A 22,132-nucleotide genomic window follows, 5' to 3' on the forward strand; every position below is an offset into this window, starting at 1 on the left:
CAATCTATTCTTCTTGGGATGAGGTCCCCATTTGACAGAAATATAGTGTGAGATAAAAACTATCGTTAATTATTAAGATGATAAAATAAAAATTGACTAATTTCATAATGGATGTCTTTAAAAATCATGTTAGATAAGAGCAAGGAATCTAATGACTTTTGAGTCTTCAAAACTGAAAAATTATCCCTCGAATAGTTTGTGGCGAAATATTTGGCGGCGCTTTTGTCGTAATCGTCTAGCTTTATTAGGGTTGAGTTTATTAGTCATTATTATGACTAGTGTAGTTATTGGTCCGTTTTTTTATCATGTTTCTATTGATGCCATTGATTTTACTCAAGCCTCTACTCCCCCTAGTTGGCAACATCCTTTCGGGACTAATGATCTTGGTCAAGATCAATTAGCAAGGGTGTTATTTGGAGGACGTATTTCCTTAACTGTAGGATTAATGTCCATGGTAGTGGCGATTTTTTTAGGAACGATTATCGGGGCGATTGCTGGATTATATGGGGGAGTAATAGACAGTGTACTGATGCGTTTAACAGATTTATTTCTATCATTACCCCAATTACCCCTACTATTATTGGTAGTTTATTTATTTCGAGACACAATTAAAGTAATTGCCGGACCTGAGTTGGGTATCTTTATCTTAGTTGTGATAGTTATTGGTGGACTTAATTGGATGTCCGTAGCGCGACTTGTAAGGGCAGATGTATTAAAGCTACGGGAGATGGAGTTTATGAGTGCAGCATCTGCTATGGGTGCGAGTCCCTTACGATTAATCTCAGTTCACATTCTACCTAATGTCCTTAGTGTTATTATCGTAGCGGCAACTCTGGCAGTAGGTAATGGAATTATTACCGAATCTACTTTAAGTTTTTTAGGATTGGGATTTCCTCCTGATACACCAACCTGGGGGCAAATGTTATTTCAAGCCAAAGATTATTTAACTTGGTCACCACATATGGCTTTTTTTCCGGGGTTAGCGATTTTTGTGACTGTTTTAAGTATTAATTATGTTGGAGATGGTTTACGAGATGCTTTCGATCCTAAAGTTCGTCATTAAGTTTTAATTAATGATATTCGAACTGACGATAAAAAATGTTACCCTAGAAGTTGTTGTTATGGGTGCGTAGCTCAGTGGATAGAGCACCAGGTTCCGGTCCTGGGTGTCGGGGGTTCGAATCCCTCCGTTCCCGTTTATAATAGGTACTCATTTTGTAAAAATTTCGATAGTTATCCTCTAAATATGCTAAGTGCTTCCATCCGTTTAATAAGTTGATACCGAGAAAGACCTATAAGACAAAATAAATAATATATATACGGAAGTTAAATTTTAACCTTTTTGTGCTGACTGTTATAAATCAGTATCTAATACTTTATAGTATTCTAATTGAGATTTGACAATATATAACAATAACTTCAGTATTTACATCCTATAAGTCAATTATTTTGTTTCCTATCTTTTTTATAAAAAAATAACTTTAATTGTTTTTTATTTTATATTTATAGTATTATCGTTACAATCAGTGTCAAAAACTAATAGTATCAATATTAAAAATATTTTCTAGAAATTGTCAGAATGGTAGATACTTAATATTCAAAATAATTATATTATTGACTAATAATTTTTTTTGATTAATCAAATCATTAAAAAATACTGGATTAAAGACAACTTTTCAGTGTTCTAATGATTAAAAGCAATTTTTATTTTAGAACACTAAGATTAAGTAAAAAATAAATAATATCCCAGATTATATTTATAATTGTTAAGAGAGATATTTTAGATAAAAATATTAGTTAATACTCATATAATTTATCTTCATGGAAAGAAAAATATATTTATTTCTATGTTTCAATTATTTAAACAAAATTAATTTTTTACTAAAAATATTAGATTATTCTTTTAATGAAATAAATAGGATAGATATAAGTTATTTTATTTTTGGTAAAAACTGGAATTAATTTGTTAGTATCTTTAAATTTAATTAATATATTATTATCTTGTTTAGTTTCTATTATCGTAAAATAGAGAGAACCTATTATTAGTATATATCTAAAAGTTAGTTTAAATATCAACTTTTTAGTTCTACTATTTTCAGTAATACCTCTCTATAGATTGTGAGAAAACTAAGATGGATAATCAAAGATACTTAATAAGTGAATCGCTATAAGTATTTCCATTTTTATTTATTTTGCCAGTAATTACCTTGGTATTCATTATTTTAATTTAATTGATATTTTTTAATTAAACTTCACTCTTGTATTGAAAAGGAGATACTGGTCAGTCTAGAGATAGAGACAAATAGAAAGATTATTGATTTAAAAGAGTTCAAAAAAGTTTAAATTTTGAACAGGTAATTCTAAAAAGAAAAATAGTTCCAGAAAAGTAATCACCAATAGGACACAATCAAAAGAAAATATCAAACTTAAAACTATACTATTAACATATTATCACTACAAAGAAAAAACTCTTTGAGAGATATATGAGTATTAAGATTAACTACATAGTAAATCTTTTTTTCCCTCTTGATAATTTATCTTTTTCAAAGAGTTAAGCTTCTCGATGTATCTAATTCTATAGTGATAGAATATAAGAATTTAAAGCAATCTTTTTATCAAAAAAATCAGACTTCCTACATTGATAGTATTCATGATATATTATAAGATTCAATATAATTACTTCATAATGTTTAAAAATATTTCTATCAATATTAAACTTATTATCTAAATTGTTAAAATCTGATACAAAATACATTTTGTCCTCAACTGTTCAGTATTTCGTGTTCTGATTGTGATAGAGCACAGTTTATAAAGGATTCTGAGTTACCATTCCTACCTGACGTGGAAATTGTCGGGTAGTCTTAGATATTTTTTTAATATAGATGAAGTTGCGAACACTCTGAGTTAATGGAGTTTCAATGGTTTTAATCGATATAATTTTACCTCCTAATTTTCTTAAAGCAGGTTGTAGAGTAAATTTGTCTCCATCGTACCAATGCCCCCTATATAATACAGCTATTCCTCCAATTTTTAAAAAAGGTAAGGTATATTCAGCACAAACAGAAGGTGTACCAACAGCGCGAATTAAAGCCAAATTATAAGTTTCTCGATGTTCTTTCATATGTCCAACAGTTTCCGATCTTCCAATTAAGGTTTGACAATTATTGATCTTTAACTTCTCTAAAACAAAGTTGATGAATTTGATTTTTTTTATTATTGAATCAAGAAGTGTTACTTGTAAAGTAGGATAAGTTATGGCTACTGGTATGCCTGGAAATCCTCCTCCTGTACCAATATCGATTACCTTTAAATGTGAATTAATATTAATTATTTTTTTATCAATTCCTACCAAGGAATCCCACAAATGTTTTTCCATAAAATCATCAGAATTAGTAATTCTAGTTAAGTTAATTTTACGGTTAGCTGATATAATTTCTTGATAGAGTTGATTCCACTGTTTAAATTGTAATCTAGTGGGTTTCCAATGTAGAGTTTCTTCCCAAAGTTCGTTAAATTCAGGCAATAAGTCAGAGGGCATAAATTATTAAATTCTAGTACTAGGAATAAGTAATTCAATGTATATATTCTACCCTAACAATATTAATATTTTTTGTTTTCAAATTGATAATCTTTTGTAATCATATAAAAAAAAGAGTAGAAATTTACAAGTTAAATAGATTTCTGCTATTGTCCCTTTAACACTTTTCTGTCAAAAAATCGTGCAATTTAGAATAAAAACTTATATTAATGTTTAAAAGTTAACTAATCACGAGTATATTCCTAAATTTAAGCAATACGTAAAGTTATAAAAATATTTTAAGATATCAAAATTTGGCAATTAATTTTTCCCGGGAAAAGGACTATATTATCTAGTCTCAATAACAGTAGAAAAATTCTCATTAAGGGAAACCTGCTATCTGTTCCTCTATTTTAGAAATACCAATAAACACACTGATATTTGTATTCGTATAAGGTATAGATATAATAGAATTGGACTCCAGGGTGTATTTCTGTATAGACCCTAATTTACTTTGTCTATTATTTGAATTCCAAGTCTTGAGTAATTCTTCGGTTAGTTTATTGATAATTTTTCTTGAAAAGGATTATATAAATAACTAAGCTAACTTTTTTCTAGTTTTTTTATAAAGTCTTATATCAGATAATTGGGCTAGGGACTTATTAATAACTCTTAGTATTTATAATACTCGTTATATCATGAGGTTATCCAAGCAAGAAAATATTTTAACAATTGTGGAGATTATTTTTTTAAGGTATATACTTTAAAGTTACTCCCACTATATAAGGCGAATAATATTTTTCATATAGAGTTTATACCTTCCTGATTTTTATTATTTAAAAAGGCATTACAATCTAAGTCAAATAGTACAGATAGGCTAATATTATTAGTCAAGTAGAATAATATTTCTCGATAACCAACTCAAGTCTTTATATAAAAACTTAAGCGACTTACATACTTAGAATAGTTAACTATATAATTTTCGCTCTTAAGAAACAGTCAACCAACTTAAATAAAAGATTATGGCAAAAATTTATCTAAAGCTGATTTTAACTCCCTAATTTCCTTGTCAAGGTTACTGTTATGTGCTACACGTGCTATACATTCATTAAAATGTTCATCTAAAATTAACCTAGATACTTGGTTAATCGTGTCCCTAACTACTGCTAATTGAACCAAAATTTCCGGACAGGTGTGATTCTCTGCTACCATAGTTTTGACTTCTCTTATATATCCTTCAATGCGAAAAAGACGATTATAGATTCTTTTTAAAGATTCATTGCTATGAACAGGGGAACATCCACCATGATAATTGTCGTTATTCGTTGGCATAAATATTGACTCTATGTTTTTGTGGGGCTATCGTAAATTGTTGTTCGAACTAATGATTCAACTTTTGAAGTACAGAATACATATACCTAGCTAATTACTATACTATTTTAGTACAAACGATGATTATCAAAACCATTAGCTATATTTTCAGGTGTTATTTGCTCATAATATTCAAAAGGTTGATGAATCCAAGGATTGTTTTCTAAATATTTCACATAATAATCAGGTTGAATTGCAGAACAACTTTTATACCAGAGAACGGCAGAGCGAATCTCAATTATGCTTTGATTATTATCATAGTTGTGCAACCATTGAATTACATTTTGAATGCTCATACCGGAATCAACTAAATCGTCGACTAACAATATCCGATGTCCTAATGATTCTTCCATCATGGCTAAGTGATTAGAAATCTGTATTTTTTCTCGTTTTTTATTTCTTTTGTCTAGATATGAAGCAGTATAAATAATTGCTAGAGGTTTCTTATAGAGACGACATAGAATATCTCCTATTCTCAACCCTCCTTTAGCCAAACAAACTATTTGATCAAATTTCCATTTTGATTTATATATCTGAATCGTTAAAGTTTCGATATATTTATGATATTCCCTCCAGGAGATATATAAATCATGCATAATCTAAACTGTGGCAAAATAATTAAATAACATGCACCATTATACACAATAGTTTTATAAATTAATAAAAATATCTCTTTTATTTGTTTTTACACTTATACAATAGTTATTTTTCCTCAGAATATATATTGCTATATATAGTATTATTTTTTAGGCATGTATCTTAATTAAGACAAATTAAGATACATGCCTAAATAGTATTTTATAGTTATTGCTTGTCTTTACATTATTGTTGTCCCATCGTAAAACAGTTCTTAAAGTAATAGTTATACAACACTATTACTTTAATACACACACAATATAAGCATAAAGATTAATACTTGATAAAAAAATAAAATACAAAGTAAATAGTAATAAGTATTTTGACTAACCTCATATTTAGAATATTAAATGTTTAATAAAAGTCTACTAATATAATAACAGTAGATTGATCAAAATAAAATTATTTACAGTATTATATACTAAGTTTATTGTAAATATACATAAGAATATTTTTATAAAAAATTATTTATTGACAGTATTTTATCATTTAAAACAATTGTTTCTATAGTTAAAATAAGACAAATACACAGTAAAATTATGAATAAAATAATTTAACAAAAAAACAAAATAACTAGAATAATATAAATAATGGTTTTTCATCTACTTTTAAAAATCATTGCTTAATCTATAAAAAATATAGATATTATTTCTCTAGTTTTACTGATATAATAAAAATAAAGTTGTCTTGTATAAAACTTTTTGTATTCAACTACTCAAATAAGTTTCAATCAGTCTTATATTTATTGGGTTAAAGTAATTACTATATAAGATAGTATACTAATAATCGTTAACTCTATCATATAAACTAAAGTCAATACTTACAGATCAGAGGATAATAAATAGTCAGGATATTTAAATTCTTAAAAAAATATTAATAAGTGAATCGGCTTTAACTATCTGATATATTAAACTATCAAAACTAATATAGTCTATCTATACTTAAGAACTACCTTAGAATGTTTATTATCTTCCAAATTACTTTATAAGTTTAAACATTTATTCTTGTATCGAATCTGTTGTCTTGTACTGTTCTGATTATTATTGTAGGTATTTTGAACTTTTTTGTTATTTAATCGTTTTGAATACAAAGGGAGTACTCTTATCGAAAGCAGAAGTTACAAATAGAGACATTCACTGTCAATCATAGATACACTAATAACTGACGTAGAGGTCGACTGCTGTTGACCTCTACTGATGAGAAATAACTCTACACCGACCTACTCAATTAAATATTATGACAACATTCGAGGGAACTTTCACTCAAAATCTATCTACCTTACGCTTTGCGATCGTTATCGGTCGTTTTAATGACCTAGTGACTGAAAAACTTTTATCAGGTTGTCAGGATTGTCTAAAACGGCACGGCATTAATATTGAACCTGATAGCACTCAGGTTGATTATATTTGGGTCCCAGGAAGTTTTGAAATCTCTTTAGTAGCTCGTCAACTAGCTTTATCTAACCGCTACAATGCCATTATTTGTCTTGGGGCTGTAATTAGGGGGCATACTCCCCACTTTGATTATGTGGCCGCAGAAGTTGCTAAAGGGGTCGCAGCAGTAGGTTTTCAAACAGGTATTCCGGTAATTTTCGGAGTTCTAACTACCGATACTATGCAACAAGCTTTGGAAAGAGCTGGAATTAAGAGTAATTTGGGCTGGAATTATGCTCTCAATGCATTGGAAATGGCCAGTTTAATGGGGCAGATCCATGAGCAAGCTTTTTCAAGGTATCAGGGTAACAATCCCCCTGAATTACCAGTTTCCTCTCATAACCACCCACTAAGTGAGTCTTTCTCAAAAATTGCAGATCAGCCAGAATAAATTTCGAAATTGATTGATCAACCAACTTTGTTTTAGCAATCTAAAAGCCCCGTTAATCCTAATAGATTAACGGGGGTATTAATTGAGTATGTTTAGACTAAAGCAACAAAAGTATTAAAATATTAAGCTGTTTCAGCACCAGCCACATGAAAGAAGCTTAAATGCAAAACTGTTCTTTTCCATGGATGGGCTTGTACTTCTCTAATTAAAGCATTGCCTGTCCAGGATAGCTCAGGGATCTTAACCTCTATAATAGTCTCATTGACTGAGACCTTTCTCAAAAGGTTAACTGCTTCCTTTGTATCAACAACTAAAGACACAGAATTCGCCCCATCATGTCCATATAAACTGCCAGGAATTAATCCTTGACGACGCAGGGCATTAGGTTTACTGCCTTCAGGTCTTTTTTGACATTCAATACTAAGAGGCATAGATAATTACTCCCTAAAATTAAGATCATTGATTATTAGTCAAATGTTGAATTAACGGGATCCCCGTTAATATCAAGTAACGCCCGTTTCGGTCCGTGAATTGGATCCTCGACGATAATTGTTTGATCACGGCTTGCCCCCAAGGAAACAATTGCAATGGGGGTTTCCATTAGTTCCGCTAGGAACTTAAGATAGTTTAAAGCAGTTTGAGGAAGATCATCGAGAACACGACAATTAGTAGTAGATTGTTGCCATCCTTCTAAGGTTTCATAAATAGGCCGACACTGAGCAAATTCTTTAGCGTTACTAGGAAGATGATTACAGATTGCCCCATTGAGTTCATAGGCAACACAGACTTTTATTTCCTTCAATTCGTCAAGGACATCCAGTTTAGTAATAGCTAAACAATCTAAGCCATTAATCCGCACTGCATAACGGCCGATTACTCCATCAAACCAACCACAACGACGACGACGTCCAGTAGTGGTTCCGAACTCTGCGCCACGATCACCTAATAATTCCCCTATTTCTCCATGTAATTCTGTTGGAAACGGACCTTCCCCCACGCGAGTTGTATAAGCCTTAGCAACCCCAATCACCCGATCTATAACGGTTGGACCAACTCCAGCTCCCACACAAGCTCCTCCTGCGATAGGGTTAGAAGAAGTAACATAAGGATAAGTGCCGTGATCTAAATCTAGTAAAGTTCCTTGAGCCCCTTCAAACAGAATATTTTTACGTTTATGGATAGCTTCAGCAATCTTGAGAGAACTATCTACTACGTAGGGACGTAGTAGCTCAGCATATTCTATATATTCCTCGATGACAGCTTTTGGATCCAGAGGAGATAGGTTATACAGTTTTTCTAAAATGACATTTTTATAATTAATCGTCCATTCTAATTTTTCCTGCAAGCTATTGAGATTCATCAAATCAATGATCCTAATGCCTGTTCGTTCCGACTTATCCGCATAAGTCGGACCTATTCCTCGTCCTGTTGTCCCTAACTTATATTCACCCCTGATTTTTTCAGATGCCGTATCAAATAGACGATGATAGGGCATTGTAACGTGGGCAGTTTGAGAAATAAAGAGGTTTTCAGTTGACACCTCTAGAGCCTGGAATTGCTCCAATTCTTCAAGTAAAACTTTGGGATCAATAACTGTCCCTGAACCAATAATACACTCTGTATTTGGGTAGAGAATTCCTGATGGAATCAGATGGAGTTTGAAAGTTTTTCCCTGAACAACAATGGTATGGCCGGCATTAACTCCCCCTTGGGGACGTACCACCACATCGGCTGAACGGCTCAATAAATCAGTAATCTTCCCTTTTCCTTCGTCGCCCCACTGTGCGCCGATGACAATTACGTTAGCCAAGAGTTTACAAAAAAGCTAAAGTTCACACAAACCATCATTATCTCTCATCAAATAAGTTTGTGTCAAGTGCGCTAGTTTATTATTTGAAGGGCTGTGTGTTTCAGATTAGTTTTCTAACGACAAAAATCTCAATTTTTCTGCGAAAAAATAAATTTTTAGGGCTCAGAACAGAGTATGGCAATAGCGCCTTATGAAGAACAAACTCTAAAATATTCTTTTGAGAAAATAAGGAATGCAATATCAGAAATTTTATATACTGTAAAATCACATAATATTAACTCCATTTGAATCCTGATGGTGAAGTAATTTAGCTATTTTGACCTTAGTTTTATTCCTTTTTGTTCTTTCTAAACTAATAAATATTTTTCATTCTATTTATACTTTCTTAGTTTTAGTTCTAGTTACAATTATTGAGTTTAACTGCCTCTGTTTATTTATTCTATAGCTACTTTTATGCTGTATATCGAAAACAATATATTTGAAACTTATTTATGTACTGGCATAAATAGTTAATTTTAAGGTAATATAAATAACAGCTAGTTATTTTTAATTAAGTCGTTTAAGATAAAATATCATATGAACATTATAGAATTGATTCTTTATAGTAAACCTGGCTGTCATTTGTGTGAAGGGCTACAAGAAAAATTAAAACAGATTAAAACTTTGAATGTCAACATAGAAATTAGAGATATTACAATTCGCGATGATTGGTTTCAAGCCTATCAATATGAAATTCCTGTTTTATATCAAAAATGGGGAAAGTACGAAAAGATAATTCCTCGTCTTTCTCCTCGTCTTTCCGTTCCTAAATTGGAACAAATTTTATTAAAATATGTATTGGGACAGGAAGAACAAAAATAATCTTTATTCATTATTTACTGTAGCAAAATATCATCCACGAGTGCCTACTGCAGTAAGTTTAGAATAACTACAATAGTTAATCTACTACTTTATCTAATCCATTACTAAAATTAAACGTATAATGATAGCCTCAATCAATACATCCAACTAGAACTTATAGCCAGTGTTTATGACTAACTAGTCAGTTGTGATATTAAGTTTGGTTGTTTTTTTTATTTATTGTGCTTCATAATGGTTGCCTGGTTACAAATGAGTGCTGTTTTTGATTTAATTAATCAAAAACTTATGCAAAATGTGGCAACACAAATTACTATATATATTTATTTTCTTATCTGTACAAATAAAACTTAACCAAGTGCAGCGATTATGTTACCTAGGCTGGAAACAACTTTTACTACTTTCAGTTTAATTATTCCTTTCTTAATAACTTCAAATTTAGTTATTGCAACCATTACTTTAAAATAATAACTCTATTTTTTAAAAAATAGGATTATTATTTAGCTATTTACTTAAAAAGAAAATATATTAAGTAAGATTTAATGAAGATTACTTATTAGTTAATAAAGTTGCATAACTTCAGTAATAGACAATCGAGAAGTTACATTTAAGGTTAAAGAAGAAGTATGTCCTCTGGAAAGATGAGCAGCCGCAGCACAGCCAATCATTGCAGCATTATCAGTGCATAATTTTAAAGGAGGAAAATGAATTTTTAAATTATGTTTGACTCCTGATGCTTGTAACTGTTTTCTCAATTCGCTATTAGCCGCAACGCCTCCTCCAATAGCAATAGAATGAAGACCATTATCTAAAGCACAAGCAATAGTTTTTTTTGTGAGTGAGCGTGCTACAGTTTCCTGAAAACTTGCCGCTATATCAGCTACAGGTAATGGTTTATTATCTCTCTTATCTAATTTTTGAATTAACCTTAATACTGCTGTTTTCAAGCCGCTAAAACTGGAATCATAAGGGTGATAACCACCTTTTGGCAAAGAAATTCGTCCCTCTGGGAAAGAAAATGCCTGAGGATTACCGGTTTGAGCAAGATAATCAATTGCTGGACCCCCTGGGTAGCCTAAATTTAATAATCGTGCGACTTTATCAAATGCTTCTCCAGCTGCGTCATCACGAGTCGTGCCTAATTGTTCATAAATTCCACAATCTTGAACTCGAATTAAGCTGGTATGACCGCCTGACACCAATAAACATAAAAATGGAGGTTCCCAAGTAGATTCACTTAAGTAAGTTGCGTACATATGTCCTTCGAGGTGATGGACACCAATAAAAGGTTTTTGATGCACAAGAGAGAGAGTTTTAGCCGTCGTCATCCCCACCATCAATGCTCCTACCAATCCAGGAGCTACAGTAGCCGCTACTCCGTCAATTTCTTGCCAACTAAGTTGAGATTGAGCCAATGCTTGTTCAATACAAAAATTGATTGTTATTAAATGTTCACGGGAGGCTACCTCAGGAACAATACCACCATAAGCAAGATGTAAAGGAATTTGTGAAGCTACTACACTACTACAGATGTTACGGTTATTTACAATTGCAACTGCAGTTTCGTCACAACTTGTTTCTATTGCTAATACTGTCGTCATTCTTTACTAACTTGCAACAAAAGACTACTTATTTCATTCTTTTTATTTTATCTACTTGACTGACAGTCTGGCGATAAAATGCCATAAATATGTAACTAGTTCCCTTATCTCATGTATAAAACTTAACTTTTTGTTATTAAGGTAAATAGTTTTTATGAAAGAAATATTTATTTAAACTAAAATATAAACTCTCCAATCTGATTTTATATCTTCCCCTCATTCATTGAAGGGGGTCGATTGCTTACCAGCACAAATGTAAAAATGTCCTGCATGCAATACCGCTAAAAAAATGTGCAGGACATTTTTACATTTCTAATATTTCTTGTTTCCCTCTATGAACAGATTTAACCAACTAAGTTTATCTAATTATTATCAACAATTAGATTAATATAAAATTCAGAAAAATTTTATTGGTTTTATAACTACATTTGTTTTTCTTTGCTTATAAAATAGTTTGTAAAATTTATCTACTTAAATAAAGTTTTTATTAACTATAGATATCCAGCCTATCTATTAAATTTTGCTAAAATCATGGAACACTCACCTGGTAATATTTTTATAAATCCGTCTCTTTTTTTATGAAAATTATCCAATTTTCTTTAACCTCCGCTATCAGCTCACCAGGAAGAGAAGAAGTGCGTGTTCGCTCAGGAGCATTAATTAATTTGATTAATGATTCTATCTGTTCAAAGCTCGGATTTTTAGAACTTATTTTAAAAAAAAATTGGCGCATTACTCTACGTTGTAATACAAGAGGAATTAACTGTAAAACTGAACGGTTTAACTGAGTTTCATCTTCACTAAGTGCTCTTGTTAAACTCACTCTAGCACAATTTTCTAAATATTCAGTTTCATCTCTTATTATCTCAGCGGTTCTTGCTAAAGTTTTTTCAACTTGAGGATTAAAGTTCATTTCAAGATAAGGGATTAATTCTTTTCGAATACGGTTACGAGCATAGTTTAAATTTTCATTTGTTATATCTTCCCATATTGGAAGTTTATGCTTCTGACAAAAATCCCAAACTTCTGAACGATTAATAGTTAATAAAGGACGAACTAAAATAATGTTATTTGTTAGGGGACGTTGCCAAGTCAAAGCACTTAATCCATCATTTCCTGAACCGCGAAAGAGATTATAAAGTAAAGTTTCAGCGCGATCACTTTGTGTATGTCCCGTAACAATTATAGGAAAGTTGTTTTCTTGGGCAACTTCTATTAATGCTTGATATCGCCAATTTCTAGCTGCTGCTTCGGTTTCTTTTAGTTTAGATGTAGTTTTCAAATGAAAGGGAATTCCCCATCTTTTTGCTAATTGTTGTACATGCTGTGCTATTCCAGTATCGTGTTCCCATCCATGATCACAATGGGCAATTGCAATTTTCCAATTCCACTTGGATTGCAAGTCAAGTAAAAGCTTAAGTAAACATAACGAATCTTGTCCCCCTGAAACGGCAATTAGAATATATTTGTGTTGAGGTAGCAGTTTTCGTTGTCGTAACGTGATGTGTAAGCGAGCATGGAGAAGAGTAAACATATCTGTTGAAAAAATGAAAAGTAAAAAATATCGAGATAAATATCAAGTAAGATAAGAAGTTTGAGACATAAAAAATTTGCCAAAGGAGAGAATTAACTTAACTTACTGATACTTAAAATTATTTAAGATATTAGTTTTAATGAGTTATATTATCGATATAATTTTTCATATAGTCTAAAATAAATAGTTAATAGATTACATAGGGATTCATAATTCAATAATTTCGCTTAATACATAGATATTGTTTAATCAGTAATATAATTCCCAGTTATTCAACAATACAGTACGCTAGGTACATTTTTTGATTCAGATTACAACAATATCATTACTTCAGCAGTTTTTGTCTATAATTCACGTTGATATTTTAATCATATTTGTGGTTTGAATAAAACTTTTTTTGATATTCTATTGTATTCCCATAATTATTGTAGAAAGATAGATGAGAATAGTTATTTATGATGTATTTTTATGATCAATACTTTTAAAATAATCTCTGTGTTGCTTGTATAAATTTTTATTAAGTAAAATAACAATAATTTACCATTAGTTAATTAAGATATAAAAGGGTCTAACGATACAAGTGGTTTATATATATAAATCAAATCATTTATTGTTTTACTTAATTTTTAAAAAGATAATAAAGAAATATATTTAATATTTATTTTTGATAACTACTCAGTATATTTTAGGCATACTAATAGCTTTTTTGTTAAAAAAATTTTATTGGACTGCTATTTATAGTAATCAATTTAATTTGATATAAAATATAACAATATATTTTTAAGTTTAATCATACAATTAAAAGATATAAATTGTTTTATATCTTTAATATCTTCTCTGCACAGTTTTGAGAACTATTAATTTTTTTAAATTTACACTTCTACAAAACAACACAGTGCAGAAATAAAAAATAGTCGTAAATTTCACTATGGAAATAGTAGACAGTCAAAAAATACATCATCTAATTGTGTTATGCACCTTTCGCCAAAAAGAACCTGCAGAGTAAGATAGCTTATGTTTAGGTAAGTATTCATAAACAAGTACAATTATTAAAGAGATAATTTTTTTTAAATAGAGTTTAACTTAAAAAAATAATTATTTTTTTAAGTTATTAATAGTTTTTATCACTATTTTTACATTCTTTTTGGTTGATTTTTACTAAACTATAAAATTCTAAAGAATTTTATAGTTTAGTAAAAATAATTATTGTTATTATTTTTAACATATAATTATACTCATTATTTTTTTAATCACTCAGATAATTATGTTTATATTTGCTGCTTATAATAAACAATTAATATCTATGATATGTTTATAGAATGAATATATATATTAACAATGAAGTATTAAAGTTATTTTATTAAATAAATGTTATTTGAATGGCGTTTCTAAAACATCTACTCTAAGTAAGTTGTCCTTAATGTTAGTCATCGATATAGGCAATACAATCCTATAACTTTAGCTATGTATGGCATAAGAAATGAATAAGGATTAACTTTTAATCTTTCGTAAGAACATCAGCGATTACTCATCCATCAGATTTATACGCAACAGCGGTGTCATAATAATACAATTGGAGGAAAAAGACCAACAGCCATATGTCAAAAATCGAAACTAGAACTGAGCCCATGGTACTAAACATGGGTCCCCACCATCCCTCAATGCACGGGGTATTACGTTTGATCGTAACCCTAGATGGAGAAGACGTGGTAGACTGTGAACCCGTGATAGGTTATCTCCATCGAGGAATGGAAAAAATAGCTGAAAATCGTACAAATGTGATGTATGTACCCTATGTTAGTCGGTGGGACTACGCTGCAGGTATGTTCAATGAGGCAATTACTGTTAATGCCCCTGAAAAACTAGCGGACATTGAGGTTCCCAAGCGTGCTCAATATATCCGCGTCATCATGCTGGAACTAAACCGTATTGCCAATCATTTATTATGGTTAGGTCCATTTTTAGCAGATGTCGGTGCACAAACTCCATTTTTCTACATTTTTCGTGAGCGGGAGATGATCTATGATCTTTGGGAGGCAGCATCAGGAATGCGACTAATCAATAACAACTACTTTCGTGTTGGAGGGGTTGCCGTTGATTTACCCTATGGTTGGATTGATAAATGTGAAGACTTCTGTAACTTTTTCGATCCTAAAATTGATGAATATGAAAAATTAATCACTGACAACCCAATTTTTCGTCGTCGTGTTGAAGGAATCGGGACCATTACCCGTGACGAAGCCATTAATTGGGGACTATCAGGTCCAATGTTAAGAGGATCTGGTGTCAAATGGGACTTACGCAAGGTTGACCATTACGAATGTTACGATGACTTTGATTGGGACGTTCAGTGGGAAACTGCAGGGGATTGTTTTGCCCGCTATTTAGTCCGTATCCGAGAAATGCGTGAATCAGTGAAGATTATCCGCCAAGCCTTAAAAGGTATACCAGGAGGCCCTTATGAAAATCTCGAAGCAAAGCGAATGATGGAAGGGAAAAAGTCTCAATGGAATGATTTTGACTATCAGTATATCGCCAAAAAAGTTACTCCTACCTTTAAAATCCCTGAGGGAGAACATTATGTCCGGCTAGAAAGTGGTAAGGGAGAAGTCGGCATTTTTATTATGGGTAATAATGATGTTTTCCCTTGGCGTTGGAAAATTCGTGCAGCTGACTTTAATAACCTGCAAATTCTGCCTCACCTTTTAAAAGGGATGAAAGTCGCTGATATTATGGCTATTTTGGGGAGTATTGATATTATTATGGGGTCGGTAGACCGCTAATAGTTTTCTAGCAATCATTAGTTCTTAGAGGAGATCAATCTCCTCTTTTTTTTTATTTAATTTATTGATTAGGTGATTAGAGTTTAGAGACTATCTAAAAACTAAATATCAATTAAGATATATTAGGTATATTGTAGTTTGCTAGGTGATCTTTACTTTTATACTCTTTCTTTTTTAAGGTATTTTATTTTAACATAAATCCTAAAAAATTCTTAATATTTACTTTATCAAAAATTTTTTGTATTTTATGTTTTTTTTGTAAAAAAGTTGTATCTTATATCCTAACTATAATATTTAATATTTTATGACTGAATTTTATCAAGCTGTCCAATTGCCAACTTATGAAAGTGCCATTGCTTTAACAGGCATTGGACAAAAAAACCTTAAATTTTTGTCTAGTCATACTGGAACTAATCTAGTTTTAAGAGGTCAAGAATTACAAATTTATGGGAAAGAAAAATCAGTTAAACGAGTAATACAGATAGTAAGGTTGCTACAACCATATTGGCAGACAGCAAAAGCAATTTCTTATCCTGATTTAATAACAGCTTTTCAAGCTGTAGATACAGGAAAAACTGAGGAATATAAAGACTTACAACAATCAATTTTAGCTAAAACTAGGCGGGGAGAAACTATTCGTGCAAAAACGTTTCGTCAGCGACAATATATTAAAGCAATTCAGACTCATGATATCGTTTTTTGTATTGGTCCAGCAGGAACTGGAAAGACTTTTTTAGCAGCTGTCTTAGCTGTACAAGCGTTATTAAATAATCAATATGAACGTTTGATTTTAACCCGTCCTGCAGTGGAAGCTGGAGAAAAATTAGGTTTTTTACCAGGAGATTTACAGCAAAAAGTTAACCCTTTTTTACGGCCTCTTTATGATGCATTATATGAGTTTATTGATCCTCAACGCCTTCCTGATTTAATGGAACGAGGAGAAATAGAAATTGCACCTTTAGCTTATATGAGAGGAAGAACTTTAAGTAATGCTTTTGTAATTGTTGATGAGGCTCAAAATACCACTCCTGCTCAATTAAAAATGGTATTAACACGTTTAGGGTTAGGCTCGAAAATGGTGATAACTGGAGATATAACTCAAACTGATTTACCTCGTCATCAAAATTCAGGATTAGTAACAGCACAAAAAATTTTAAGATCAGTAGAAGGAATTGCTTTTTGTCAATTTTTACATGTGGATGTAATTAGACATCCATTAGTTCAAAAAGTTGTAGAAGCTTATGAAAAGTTTGATGCCTAATTAAGCAGTATTCCCCTATATTGTTTCTAGATTAATTAAAATTTTGACTCATAGATATAAAATATCATTTAAATTCTATCAAAATGTTTTCTAATTTAGACAATTTATATTGAGGCTTAAAATAAATAATATTCTTTAATAAGATAATTATTTGTCTTATACAAAAATTACAACAATTATCATTACTGATCATTGCTAAATATATAGAACTACCAAAAAAATATATCATAATACTACTTTTTTACTAGTCTATAGTAAACAAATTCCATAAATATGAATGACTGTTAACTTATGTTTGAATAAATATAAAATTTAATTATTATTTTTTGGCAGATTAAAGATATATATCTACATAAATATTAATAGTATTCTACAGAGAAGAACTGCAATAAATTATTGAATATAAAATATAAAAATTGATACAATTAACTAACAATATAATATTTTATCCTATTTTTAGATAAATATTTGTTTAATTAGATTTAGATATTTTACGTTATAAAATTAAATTATATTTGTCAAATACAAGAATTCATAAGTATATAATTATGTATACTTCCAAGACTTTATTTTTATTTTTAATAATAAATCAAAAATAGAGTTAAGATTATTTAAATACAAACATTACATTGTGCTGTATTATAATATAACGTATTATTATGCAGTAATAAAATTAGGTTATTTATAATGCTATATTTAACAATATACAGAAAATAACTTATCTAAATAAGTTAGAGATTAAAATAACAACATATATTATTATATTTTAATTTTATTTAATAAATTTTATTTCTTATAAATTAGAGGATCTTGTTTGTTTTTTGTATAGTAATTTACATCAATATATATAATTAAATATTTAGGGCAATAAGATTTTAATCTATTATTTAATAATAAATTTGATTAACTTTAAATTAATACTTCTGGTTTGATATTAGATTAATAAATTTTCTAGTCTAGATTTATACAATAATTCTAATATTGCTTGTCTGCAGACTAAGGGTTTAACTATAGTTAAAGTTTGTATAACTTGTAGATTAACTTTTATTTAGCTGATCATTAGAATTTTACATCAAATTCTAATGATCAGCTAAAAGTATTTCTATATTATCGTAATAGATTTCTAGATAACAATAGTTAAGGTCAACCCAAAAATTAAACTCTGAATCAATTTTTTTCACACAAGTAAGCAAATAACAAGAATCAATCTCAATTATAATAATGAAATAGGTTATGATTATAACAAAAATAGTTTTAAACAATTAAGACTATTCAGATCCCAGAACAATGTTTGTTATCTGACGACTGTGTAAAAGTGTTAAGTTGAATGAGGAATCTCAATTAATTTTTGTATTAACTCCATGACTTCAGCCAATACTGACCAAAAATATAATGATAAGATGTTGGAGGCGATGAAAAACTTTGCCGAACAATATGCAAAACGGACTGATACTTACTTTTGTAGTGAACCATCCGTAACAGCAGTAGTTATTGAAGGCTTAGCAAGACATAAACAAGAGTTAGGTGCTCCTTTATGCCCTTGTCGTCATTACGAAGATAAAGAAGCTGAAGTAAAAAATACTTTTTGGAACTGTCCATGTGTTCCCATGCGTGAACGCAAAGAGTGTCACTGTATGCTCTTTATTACCTCGGACAATGATTTTGCGGGTGATAAACAGCAGATTGATCTTGAATATATCAAGGAAGTTCGGGACAACATTGGTTCTTAAACAAGACTATGTCGACAAGACAATTTTGGCGAGGAATTGAACAATTCAACACTCGGAAATTCTATAGTTGTCATGATACCTTAGAGGCTCTATGGATAGATGCTGTGGAGCCGGATAGACAATTTTATCAAGGTATTTTACAAATCGCTGTCGGTTGTTATCATTTAGAAAACCATAATTGGCATGGGGCAGTACTTTTGTTAGCAGAAGGTATTAAACGACTCAGTTCTTATCAACCCGACTATCAGGATATTGATGTATCTAGCCTAGTAATAGAAAGCAAAAAACTATTACATTATCTTCAACAAACTAATTCTGAAAAAATTGAAGTGGAAGCTAAACAATTTGAAAACATCTCAGAGAACTACACTCGACTTTTTCCCTATATTCTTGAGGTAAACTATTAACAAAAATTTTCATAATCAACTGTTGAGTATGCTGGTTAAATACTTAGTATCCTTAGATACTAATAAATGGTTGATTATTTATAGATAATTTCATCAATTAATTAATTGGTATATTTATAAATTCGCTTTTATAGTTTTTGCTAAAAAATAATACTCACCTAAAAAATAAAAGTTAAGCAAGCAATAATTATCCCAGACAAATAGTTAGAGAAATGATACTTATTGATACAATAGCTTTTAGGACTAATATTTTGTTTTATATAAGTAAAAACACATAAAATTTTTATAGATTTTTTAAATAAAATCAATTTTTTTATAAAAAATCTATAAAATATAATTATTAGAAATAGATATATTACTAATGTGTTGATTAAATTCAATACTTATGTGTGTTTATTATTTTTACTTAATTTTAATATCTGGACTGCGATTATTTATTCAAAATATTTGATAATTGATCTGATAACTAGAAATCAGATTTCGTTATTTAATAATAATTAAACAGTAACTGGGGTTAAGTAAAGTTTAAATATAACTGAGAGGTTTTCAACTATTTATATGGATATATAACGACTATTATCTACACTTTTCCCAAAAATATTCATAGACCTCTAAATTTTAGAAGCTTAAAAAATTTTTAGGTCGAAAAGTAAAGGAAATCAAGAGCTAAAAAATAGTTTTAGTTTTATCTACATAAAATATGCTACCATAGGCTGGTGTATCCTGGAGAGGTGGCTGAGTGGTTGAAAGCGGCTCCCTGCTAAGGAGTTATGGGGTAACACCCATCGAGGGTTCGAATCCCTCCCTCTCCGTTTTCGGGCTATTTAACCTTGCCCATTGAAAAGTATGGTGGACCGTTCTCAGGTTCCACAATTTGACATAAGCTTTGTCTGCATTTTAAGGTAAAAGCCTCAATAGAACACCTTATGTAAGAGTTAACGATAAACGATGACCAATTTTTTAAGAGAAAATTGTTTAAGATATTCCACCACCCTAATTTTAGCCCTTACCTTGAATAGCAGCTTATTAATTGGTTGTAGTCAAGAACAAAAACCAAGGATTAACTCCTCTTTCCCTGATGAACTAAAATTAGGAGCTTTATTGCCTGTAACCGGTGATTTATCTTCAATTGGTCAAAATATGCCTGAAGCTGTCAAGTTAGCCATCGATGAAATTAACGCTTGTGGTGGAGTTAATGGCACGTCGGTAACTCTTGTTACCGAAGACACTCAAACTGACCCTACTACTGGAGTATCAGCTATGACAAAATTGGCTGAAGTTGATAGAGTTGCAGGAGTAGTTGGGGCATTTACAAGTAGTGTATCCAGTGCAGCTATTACCATTGCGGCTAAAAATAATGTGATGTTAGTATCCCCAGGTAGCACTAGCCCTGTCTTTACTGAGCAAGCAAAAAATGGTGATTTTAAAGGTTATTGGGCCAGAACAGCTCCTTCCGATACCTATCAAGCTCGAGCGTTAGCAGCCTTAGCTAGTAAAGAAGGCTTTAAAACTATTGGAACAGTGGTAATTAATAATGATTACGGGGTGGGGTTTGAACAGGAATTTATCTCTGCGTTTGAAAAGCAGGTAGGAAAAATAATAGGTAAACGTAAGCCTATTCGTTATGATCCTAAAGCAGCTGTTCTTGATAGTGAGGCAGCTGCAGCCTTTACCGGAAAGCCTGACGCTGTGGCTACAGCTCTTTATCCTGAAACAGGGAGCGTTTTATTGCAAGCAGCCTATAAACAAGGGCTAACCCAGAAGGTAATTGTACTATTAACAGATGGAGTTTACTCAGAAGATTTTGTCGAGCAAGTTGGAAAAACACCCAACGGGAGATCCATTCTAGCAGGGGCTTTAGGAACAGTTCCTGGGGCTGATGGTGAAGTCTTAGAAACTTTTACTACTAAGTGGAAAGAAAAAACGGGGAATAAACTTACCGCCTTTATACCCCATAGTTGGGATGCTACTATCCTCTTAATGTTGGCAGCGGAAGCAGCAGGCACTAATACAGGAGAAGGAATTAAGAGTAAGATTTATGAAGTTGCTAATGCTCCTGGTATAGAAGTTACTAACCCTTGCAAAGCAATAGAGTTGATTCGCAATGGAGAAGAAATTAACTATCAAGGAGCCAGTGGCAATGTTGATATCGATGAGAATGGAGATGTAGTTGGAATTTATGATGTTTGGACCGTAAAAGAGGATGGAACTACTGAAGTAATCGGTCAGATCAGTCCCGCTAATGTAACTGACGACTAAAATATCTGTCGACTATACTAGTTTTTCCTAAAAAGTGAACAATTTTCAATTTCCTCTTTAAGTCTATCAATTCTAGATACCATAATACAATCACTCTTATTGAGTCCAGCAATAGTATGATTCCAGCAGGATACTATCTTCCCTCCCACTATGTTAGTAATACGGGATGATATACTTCTGATTCAGCCAGATCTCCAACAGCTTTAGTAAAAGAAATTGCCTGTTGGAAATCTGGAAATCTATATAATCTTTCTAATCGTAATTATCTTTGTTTCTTAACGATATGCCAATCAGTAATCTGAGTCTTTAATCGTCCAATTTTTTCTAGAAAAACAAAGTATCTGTGAGCATTATAAACTTCAAATGCTTGTTTTTTACAAGACCATTAATGATTATATTTTCAGGTCTACATCATTAATCAACATTATAGTCAAATTGGCTTTTTTAATAGAGAAGGAGTGGTTTTTCTCATACATCTTTTGAACTTATACTTTATCAGTTCAGACAGATAGGGAGTCTTCATGGTACAATCCATATGGTT

Annotated in this window: 15 protein-coding genes, 2 tRNA genes and 1 pseudogene; 10 read left to right on the forward strand and 8 right to left on the reverse strand. The window is 31.0% G+C overall.

Annotated elements, in window-relative coordinates; genetic code table 11:
• Positions 1–151: 151 nt before the first annotated feature.
• A complete protein-coding gene (locus OXU93_RS02925; protein ID WP_267384392.1) occupies positions 152–1,063 on the forward strand; it encodes an ABC transporter permease in 912 nt (303 codons plus the stop codon).
• A gap of 60 nt (positions 1,064–1,123) precedes the next feature.
• Positions 1,124–1,196 (forward strand) — tRNA-Arg (locus OXU93_RS02930).
• 1,610 nt (positions 1,197–2,806) lie between these two features.
• On the opposite strand, the gene rsmG is transcribed toward OXU93_RS02930, so the two are convergent.
• The 3 genes from rsmG to OXU93_RS02945 form a co-directional block, all read right to left on the reverse strand.
• Entirely contained in the window at positions 2,807–3,538 is a 732-nt protein-coding gene (gene rsmG, locus OXU93_RS02935) for a 16S rRNA (guanine(527)-N(7))-methyltransferase RsmG (RefSeq protein WP_267384394.1), read from the reverse strand.
• 999 nt (positions 3,539–4,537) lie between these two features.
• Positions 4,538–4,849, reverse strand: a complete 312-nt coding sequence (locus OXU93_RS02940; RefSeq protein WP_267384395.1) for a metal-sensing transcriptional repressor — start codon at positions 4,847–4,849, stop codon at positions 4,538–4,540.
• Positions 4,850–4,956: 107 nt separating this feature from the next.
• Positions 4,957–5,484: a phosphoribosyltransferase gene (locus OXU93_RS02945; protein ID WP_267384396.1), complete on the reverse strand. Its 528-nt coding sequence runs from the start codon at positions 5,482–5,484 to the stop codon at positions 4,957–4,959.
• A 1,276-nt stretch (positions 5,485–6,760) separates the two neighbouring features.
• Here OXU93_RS02945 and ribH point away from each other — a divergent pair.
• The gene (ribH, locus tag OXU93_RS02950) at positions 6,761–7,348 is read left to right on the forward strand and encodes a 6,7-dimethyl-8-ribityllumazine synthase (protein ID WP_267384397.1); all 588 of its coding nucleotides are present in this window, start codon (positions 6,761–6,763) and stop codon (positions 7,346–7,348) included.
• A 140-nt stretch (positions 7,349–7,488) separates the two neighbouring features.
• Here ribH and rplY read toward each other — a convergent pair.
• A pseudogene (rplY, locus tag OXU93_RS02955) lies at positions 7,489–7,779 on the reverse strand (50S ribosomal protein L25); the annotation flags it as partial.
• 35 nt (positions 7,780–7,814) lie between these two features.
• Positions 7,815–9,158: an adenylosuccinate synthase gene (locus tag OXU93_RS02960; RefSeq protein ID WP_267384398.1), complete on the reverse strand. Its 1,344-nt coding sequence runs from the start codon at positions 9,156–9,158 to the stop codon at positions 7,815–7,817.
• A gap of 576 nt (positions 9,159–9,734) precedes the next feature.
• Here OXU93_RS02960 and OXU93_RS02965 point away from each other — a divergent pair.
• Positions 9,735–10,019, forward strand: coding sequence for a glutaredoxin family protein (locus OXU93_RS02965; protein ID WP_267384399.1), 285 nt, complete (start codon positions 9,735–9,737; stop codon positions 10,017–10,019).
• 557 nt (positions 10,020–10,576) lie between these two features.
• On the opposite strand, the gene tsaD is transcribed toward OXU93_RS02965, so the two are convergent.
• Together tsaD and tilS are read right to left on the reverse strand one after the other, a co-directional pair.
• Entirely contained in the window at positions 10,577–11,617 is a 1,041-nt protein-coding gene (tsaD, locus tag OXU93_RS02970) for a tRNA (adenosine(37)-N6)-threonylcarbamoyltransferase complex transferase subunit TsaD (protein ID WP_267384400.1), read from the reverse strand.
• Positions 11,618–12,173: 556 nt separating this feature from the next.
• Entirely contained in the window at positions 12,174–13,151 is a 978-nt protein-coding gene (gene tilS / locus OXU93_RS02975; RefSeq protein WP_267384401.1) for a tRNA lysidine(34) synthetase TilS, read from the reverse strand.
• 1,598 nt (positions 13,152–14,749) lie between these two features.
• Between tilS and OXU93_RS02980 the strand changes: the two genes are divergently transcribed.
• The 6 genes from OXU93_RS02980 to OXU93_RS03005 all read left to right on the forward strand — a co-directional run bounded on the left by OXU93_RS02980 (position 14,750) and on the right by OXU93_RS03005 (position 21,591).
• Positions 14,750–15,934, forward strand: coding sequence for an NAD(P)H-quinone oxidoreductase subunit H (locus OXU93_RS02980; protein WP_267384402.1), 1,185 nt, complete (start codon positions 14,750–14,752; stop codon positions 15,932–15,934).
• Positions 15,935–16,238: 304 nt separating this feature from the next.
• Positions 16,239–17,195, forward strand: coding sequence for a PhoH family protein (locus OXU93_RS02985; RefSeq protein WP_267384403.1), 957 nt, complete (start codon positions 16,239–16,241; stop codon positions 17,193–17,195).
• Between the two features lie 1,361 nt (positions 17,196–18,556).
• Complete coding sequence (locus tag OXU93_RS02990; protein ID WP_267384404.1) at positions 18,557–18,925, forward strand: ferredoxin-thioredoxin reductase catalytic domain-containing protein; 369 nt, start codon at positions 18,557–18,559, stop codon at positions 18,923–18,925.
• 8 nt (positions 18,926–18,933) lie between these two features.
• Positions 18,934–19,332: a DUF309 domain-containing protein gene (locus tag OXU93_RS02995; RefSeq protein ID WP_267384405.1), complete on the forward strand. Its 399-nt coding sequence runs from the start codon at positions 18,934–18,936 to the stop codon at positions 19,330–19,332.
• A 725-nt stretch (positions 19,333–20,057) separates the two neighbouring features.
• Positions 20,058–20,144, forward strand: a tRNA-Ser gene (locus OXU93_RS03000).
• A gap of 136 nt (positions 20,145–20,280) precedes the next feature.
• Complete coding sequence (locus tag OXU93_RS03005; protein WP_267384406.1) at positions 20,281–21,591, forward strand: ABC transporter substrate-binding protein; 1,311 nt, start codon at positions 20,281–20,283, stop codon at positions 21,589–21,591.
• Between the two features lie 148 nt (positions 21,592–21,739).
• Here the strand turns inward: OXU93_RS03005 and OXU93_RS08650 are convergent, their stop codons facing one another.
• Positions 21,740–21,808, reverse strand: a complete 69-nt coding sequence (locus OXU93_RS08650) for a hypothetical protein (RefSeq protein ID WP_324127489.1) — start codon at positions 21,806–21,808, stop codon at positions 21,740–21,742.
• Between the last annotated feature and the right edge of the window lie 324 nt (positions 21,809–22,132).

The sequence above is a fragment of the Cyanobacterium sp. uoEpiScrs1 genome (assembly GCF_947331815.1).
GTDB lineage: Bacteria > Cyanobacteriota > Cyanobacteriia > Cyanobacteriales > Microcystaceae > Rippkaea.

Excerpts from the sequence above, each read along its gene's own strand:
- OXU93_RS02985 (WP_267384403.1), top strand. The coding sequence starts at position 16,239 with ATGACTGAATTTTATCAAGCTGTCCAATTGCCAACTTATGAAAGTGCC.
- OXU93_RS02945 (WP_267384396.1), bottom strand. The coding sequence starts at position 5,484 with ATGCATGATTTATATATCTCCTGGAGGGAATATCATAAATATATCGAA.
- ribH (WP_267384397.1), top strand. The coding sequence starts at position 6,761 with ATGACAACATTCGAGGGAACTTTCACTCAAAATCTATCTACCTTACGC.
- OXU93_RS02965 (WP_267384399.1), top strand. The coding sequence starts at position 9,735 with ATGAACATTATAGAATTGATTCTTTATAGTAAACCTGGCTGTCATTTG.
- OXU93_RS02995 (WP_267384405.1), top strand. The coding sequence starts at position 18,934 with ATGTCGACAAGACAATTTTGGCGAGGAATTGAACAATTCAACACTCGG.
- OXU93_RS02925 (WP_267384392.1), top strand. The coding sequence starts at position 152 with ATGACTTTTGAGTCTTCAAAACTGAAAAATTATCCCTCGAATAGTTTG.
- rsmG (WP_267384394.1), bottom strand. The coding sequence starts at position 3,538 with ATGCCCTCTGACTTATTGCCTGAATTTAACGAACTTTGGGAAGAAACT.
- OXU93_RS02940 (WP_267384395.1), bottom strand. The coding sequence starts at position 4,849 with ATGCCAACGAATAACGACAATTATCATGGTGGATGTTCCCCTGTTCAT.
- OXU93_RS02980 (WP_267384402.1), top strand. The coding sequence starts at position 14,750 with ATGTCAAAAATCGAAACTAGAACTGAGCCCATGGTACTAAACATGGGT.
- OXU93_RS03005 (WP_267384406.1), top strand. The coding sequence starts at position 20,281 with ATGACCAATTTTTTAAGAGAAAATTGTTTAAGATATTCCACCACCCTA.
- OXU93_RS02990 (WP_267384404.1), top strand. The coding sequence starts at position 18,557 with ATGACTTCAGCCAATACTGACCAAAAATATAATGATAAGATGTTGGAG.
- tilS (WP_267384401.1), bottom strand. The coding sequence starts at position 13,151 with ATGTTTACTCTTCTCCATGCTCGCTTACACATCACGTTACGACAACGA.
- tsaD (WP_267384400.1), bottom strand. The coding sequence starts at position 11,617 with ATGACGACAGTATTAGCAATAGAAACAAGTTGTGACGAAACTGCAGTT.